The sequence below is a fragment of the Nostoc sp. UIC 10607 genome (assembly GCF_047228265.1).
Classification (GTDB): domain Bacteria; phylum Cyanobacteriota; class Cyanobacteriia; order Cyanobacteriales; family Nostocaceae; genus Nostoc; species Nostoc foliaceum_A.
This window is the reverse complement of sequence record NZ_JBIQNW010000141.1, coordinates 1-5461: the sequence shown is the minus strand read 5'-3', so window position 1 is coordinate 5461 and position 5461 is coordinate 1. Positions and strand designations below refer to the sequence as shown.

Here is a 5461-nt window from a genome sequence, read left to right as displayed (position 1 = left end):
GTCTCCAAGCTGGATTTATCCCCTTTTCCTGCACCCTCTTGACAAAAGTGCAATCCCTCTAACCTCTCACCGATGGGGAAAGCTTTACTATCACGAGTTTGATCCACAGCTGATTCGTAAGGCTTGCTTGGAATATTGGAAAACTCACAATTTCAACTGGTCAAGCTATACATTTCCTAAGTTGAAATTTAAGCCCAGCACAGCAAAAGCGTTCCTTTCAAAGGATTATCCACAAGACATGAGCGATGCGTTGTCCCTTAATGCCTTTGGGGAGTTATACCAATCTATTCAAGCTTTGCCTGAAGAAGACTGCTGTAGTAAAATTCGACGCTTCTCCATCGTCGTTTGCAGTATCGGGCAGACTATGTATTTGCTTAAAAGTTGGTTTGGTTTGAAAGATACTACTGTTGAAGAACACTTAGAAGCAGCAATCGAGTGCGTGCTGGCACTCTAGCAGCCACAACACATCTAGGCGCAAATCTGAAAAAAATTGGGGTTTAACTCCTTTAGTTGTGTCTTGTCTAAATTGTCCAGTAAAACTGTTTATCTATTTAATTACCGTTAGTGGACGTGACGAAAAACTGAGGTTTTGAGGCTGTTGGTAGGTTAACTCTCACCAAAGTGAAGTCATCCGCCCTTTGAAAACGTGTACTAGACCTAACTAAGCCATGAGGTAACTGGGCTGTAGTCTATAAGCTACAACGCTGCTCCCGCTATTTAGTTAGGTGGAGAGTTAGGAATTATGGTTAAGCCTGGGCTGTATCTAATGCCAGCCAGTTTTTGAAGATTTCATCACGTCCATCGTCACCGTCAACCACACGATAAACTCGTTGGCGATCGCCCGTGCCATCACGACAAATGTATTTCAATTTCAGCCCTATCTTCTTGAGCAATCTCCGTAAGATAACGATGGGGCTGTCATTGTCATTGAGGGTAATTCCCAGAACGGTTTTCACTTGCCACTTCACAGACAGAGCGTTGTTAGCCATCTGTACTAGGTCTGCATCAGTTCCCCGGAATTCCCGGTCATCGGCGATGAAATTGGGGATGTTGAACAGTTCCAAGGCATGAATTACCAAACCCAGTTGACCACCGTTAAAGTCTGGTAGCCATGCGCTCTTGCAGGCAAGCATCTTTTCACCCAGTTTGCGATCGCGGTCAGCGACTTTCGCTCTGCCCAAGGTCAGGTAAAAATGCAATCTCAATTGTGGGTAATAACCTTGATCGTCTTTTTTGACGAGTTCCGAGGTAACATCCACACCGTAACGCTGTTCTAGCTTATATTTGCGCTCAATATGGCGTTCAGTTGTGGTTTTAGCCCGTTGCTGTTGTAGCGCCTCATATTTGGCAGCAGTCATATCAGTTGTATCGGCAGCAGTTATATCCTGACATTCACCGTTGTAAACTTCATTTGTTTGGGCGGTGATTTCGTTGTTTAACTTTTTGCGAATTTTGTTGTCATGGACATCGACAATGTTATGGCCTTCGTTACCTAATTCCTCTAGCACAGTGTCACGGTAACGAATCATACCCGCATTGATGCGACAGGCCATTTTGCCAAAAACGTTTAAGGCAGTGCGGTTAATGTTGATTTCATCGCCGTCAATGATCAATGAAGCATTTTGTAGCAGCTTCAAGTTAGCTTGAAAGCGTTTATGCTCACAGGCTAACAGGGATTTGAGGTTAATTGCTCCGTTGCCAATCTTTCCTAAGCCATGACTGGCTACCCAAAGATGACGCGGTATCGCCTCTCGGACACGGGCTAAGGCTTGGCGAGTGGCATTTTCTGGCGCTACTCCCCGGAAGCATCCCCAAACACTGGTAAAATGCCCCCAAATGTCAATGCTGACCCCTGTGCCGATGGATGGGGAGGCCAGCACAATGTCATATTCCAGCAGTACTTTGTTTAATCTCGATATGCAGTTGTAAGCTTCGTGTTGCGGGTCGGCAATCGTTTCGGAGTCAATACGAAGTATTTTGCGATCGGGAAATTGTTTCTTAAACCTCGCCTCTAAGACTTTGGTTCCCCATTTGGATTTAGCTTTTTGGCAATCAACGGCAATAAAAGGCTTACCCCCGGTTTTGATGTGGGTTTCCAGGGCAGCTAACCAATTAACCGGGGTAGTTTGTTTGTAGTGGTAAATGTTCCAGGGTTGTCCCTTCCAGTTGTTGACGACTACCCAAGGGGTAACTTGGGTTTCTGCAAGACCCATAACCATTTCAGGCGATAAATCAGATAAGTCAGCATCAGCCAGGATGACTTTACCCCGTCCAGGAGCAAAGGCATTTTTGAACAACTGTGAAAGTTGGTTGAGGACTTCGACCCGATGCTTCTTAACTTCAGTGTTGGCAGAGAGCAAGTGCCAGATCACCTGCTCGGATTCGTCAATGATTACTAAGGGTTCTTTCCAGTGGGCAGCGTTAAATCTGGCTTGACCGTTGGGGTGTAAACTGTCTACACACAGCGCAAAACCGAGTAAAACTCCTGTTTCGCTGTTTCTGACTTCGGTGATGTAGGGGATGCCTACCCTGTCAGCGATCGCTTGGGCTAACTGTACCCTGTGCGATAAGAGGATAACGGGTTGACCGTTAGCGATCGCCTCAGCAACGATCGCGGCAAATGACTCGGTTTTACCAGAACCTTTAACGGATTTGAGCAAAATCAGTTTAGCGGTTTCCGGGATGGTCAATGCTCCCAGGTAACGCTGATTGAGGACGAGTGCCGCCTCAATTGAGAGTCGGCTGTACTCTTTGACCTGCCATTTTTCTTTTGTCAGTGCTAGTTTTATAATTTCATCAGTAACAGCTGGCCCCCTAGCGGCAATTAAGTCATCAATGCCTTTTTCCGGGTAACTCCACTGTGTCACTAGGACTTGACAGCCGCAGGCAGTTAACAGTTTAGCGGTTTGGCTAATGGCAATATTCACCCGTTGAACTGTTTCTGGCTTGGTGTCGTGGTCAAAGCAGATGATGAATTTACGTCCAAGGGTGGCGAAGTGTTGTAGCTCTGGAATTAGGTGTAAATTACCTGTGGGTTGCCCAAATTCATCTTTGGGATTGCGGTAGCCACTGTTTATCCCAGGAAGGGCGATCGCTGCATAGCCCAAAGTAAGCAATGCCCCTGCTTTTTTGGCCCCCTCACAAATCACAACTGGGATGTTGTACTTCCATACCCAATGCCAGAAGCCTAATGCCCTATCTTCATCGCTGATGGGCAAGTCATATCGGGCGGCTACACTCTCCCAAATGTAATCTGGTACTGCCAGGAAGAATGCCCGTGTAGGCACTCGCAAGGGATGTTCATACTTGATGAATTTAAAAACTTTGTTCAGGTCGCGCCTGGGGTGGTCGGGTTTCATGCCGCCCCACATCATGGGGCTATAATCGTTAAGCGGGTCAACGCCACTACACCACCAGTTCAGTCCTTCGATGTGGCGATACTTCTTCAGTACCCCGTCTCTGAGTCGTCCATCGTTACGGCGGGGGACGTTTTGACCATAAAACAGGTAATCGTAGGCGGCATTACCCGATACGGAAATGACGTTTAGCGCAATAATTCCAGGGTCAACAGCACTGGCTAACCATTCATTCCAATGGTGCGCTTCTATGTGAGAGGGACGGGATATGATCTCGTACCTCTCTGTGACTTCAAATTTTTGAAGCCCACAGCTACTATTTTTCACAGCTTTTCCCTCAAATACGTTGTTTTTCAGTATTTGGAGGGGGTTATCGCGCTGCCATACCTTATATCTACATAAATCGCTGTATTGCTCGAATTTTGCCCAATTTTGGTTTTTAAAACAAAGATTTGATGACTTTTTTAGCCAAAATCTGCCAACAGAAGCACATAAAAATTGCCACAGCTATCGATATAATAGTGTGAAGGCAGCACGGACTAAATCTCATATCAAATCAGTGGTTTTCTAAGCTACCAACTTTTCGGCCACTGCTTTGGTTTGTTTGAGATCCCCTCTCCGGCTCCAGTAAATGAAATATGAGTTTAAATCTCGGATAAAGCGTCACTACTTACTAGCTAGTGGCGCTTTTGTCCATCTATCTTTTGATACTTTTGTATATTTACCTCCGTGTACGCTTCATTTCAGTACTTGCCTGATCTTACAGAACAATCGAACACTTGACATCCAACTTGAATACGAATTCTCCGTAACGCTACTTAACAAGCCTGCTTGATAGTGGTTCTACGTTGGGGTGGTAGCCTTCTGGAGTTTTAGTCATGTATTGCCCTTAGTTTTCTTGGTTTTCTCTTCAGGCTTGTTTCCTTCTGAGTTAGTCCTTTCGCCCTCCATTTCATCTAGATATTTTTGCAATGCCTTTTCCACCACTTCTGAAATTGTAGTTTCTGTAGATGCAACAAAAACACGAAGCCTTCGCGCTAAGTCTCTCTTGACCAGTCCTGTAACACGAGAATAATCAGGGTTTTCTCTCCTGCCCAAATCATCAGTCTCAATAGTTTGCTCTACCATTCTCCCACGATATTTTTAAAACATTTTTTGGTTCACCCGTTATAACGGGTGAACGTTGGTCTATAATATCATTATCAAGCCAAAAAATGCCACCCAACAAAGGCTAGAGTTGCCGGAAAGTGATGCTATGGCTTGCCCTTAACTGGATATCTGGATTTATCGTGATTTCACTAAAAATCAACGCCAAGCCAGAAAAATCAAGACTTTAACAATCATCTGAACCATGACAGCTATATATTCCAATGCCAAAAACTGGCTAGTTCAAGCAGACTTGTTAGCCAAATCAGGGCTAACTGACCTCACTGCCGGAAAAGACTCAGGTGCAGGGTACGGCAAGGCAATCATCGGTGATTTTTCGATCATGATGCCTGCCGTATACTCACTTGTTCGCAACCGAAACATCATGCACCACGAAACCATCTCAAAAGATGGGGCATGGGTGCGTTATGTAGAAGGAACGCGGCTTGACTTAAAAGACATTCAATTCTTCTGGGGCAGTGCGGCTCTAGCGCAAAGTGACCACACCTTACTGCACGACGACAAAGCCAAAAAAGCAGAACTGGCACTAGAAAGCATCCTTGCAGACTTAGCAGTTCTGAATATTCCCGATGGGTTCAAGCTTTCGATTAGTTTGAGCAACCACAACCCAGAACGCTGGGCGACTGAGATTAAACGCAGGGTAGAAGGGATTCACACCTTTGAGCATCTGCATCCTGTAACTCGTTCCATTGTCATCAAGACAGTTGACATCGTGGTTACAGGCATTTATCCCGAAGGATTTGGAAGCATTGCCCACTGCTTATTCGGTGAAGGATCCCTGATACTTGACCCCTCAGAATTAGCGATCGCACTCGATATCGGTTCATCAACTTGGTTGGTGACTGTCTTTAATGGCAGTGGTCCCGGATTTCTCACAAAGCCTGAAAAAAGAAGAGTCAAAAACTGCCAAAATGACTAATATACCTGAATTCCAGCAG

General features: G+C 45.4%; 4 protein-coding genes. 2 read left to right on the top strand and 2 right to left on the bottom strand.

Annotation, left to right across the window (positions count from 1 at the left end; translation table 11 throughout):
• A partial coding sequence (locus tag ACEYW6_RS35695; protein ID WP_412983528.1) for a hypothetical protein occupies positions 1-454 on the top strand: 454 nt, incomplete at its 5' end.
• Between the two features lie 292 nt (positions 455-746).
• Here the strand turns inward: ACEYW6_RS35695 and ACEYW6_RS35690 are convergent.
• A complete protein-coding gene (locus ACEYW6_RS35690; protein ID WP_412983527.1) occupies positions 747-3683 on the bottom strand; it encodes a plasmid replication protein, CyRepA1 family in 2937 nt (978 codons plus the stop codon).
• A gap of 549 nt (positions 3684-4232) precedes the next feature.
• Positions 4233-4484 carry a hypothetical protein gene (locus tag ACEYW6_RS35685; RefSeq protein ID WP_412983526.1) on the bottom strand — a complete coding sequence of 84 codons (252 nt, stop codon included), beginning with the start codon at positions 4482-4484 and terminating at the stop codon, positions 4233-4235.
• A 223-nt stretch (positions 4485-4707) separates the two neighbouring features.
• On the opposite strand from ACEYW6_RS35685, the gene ACEYW6_RS35680 reads away from it, so the two are divergent.
• On the top strand, positions 4708-5442 hold the full coding sequence (locus ACEYW6_RS35680) for a ParM/StbA family protein (RefSeq protein ID WP_412983525.1): 735 nt from the start codon (positions 4708-4710) through the stop codon (positions 5440-5442).
• The last annotated feature ends 19 nt before the right edge of the window (positions 5443-5461 follow it).

Excerpts from the sequence above, each read along its gene's own strand:
- ACEYW6_RS35685 (WP_412983526.1), bottom strand. The coding sequence starts at position 4,484 with ATGGTAGAGCAAACTATTGAGACTGATGATTTGGGCAGGAGAGAAAAC.
- ACEYW6_RS35680 (WP_412983525.1), top strand. The coding sequence starts at position 4,708 with ATGACAGCTATATATTCCAATGCCAAAAACTGGCTAGTTCAAGCAGAC.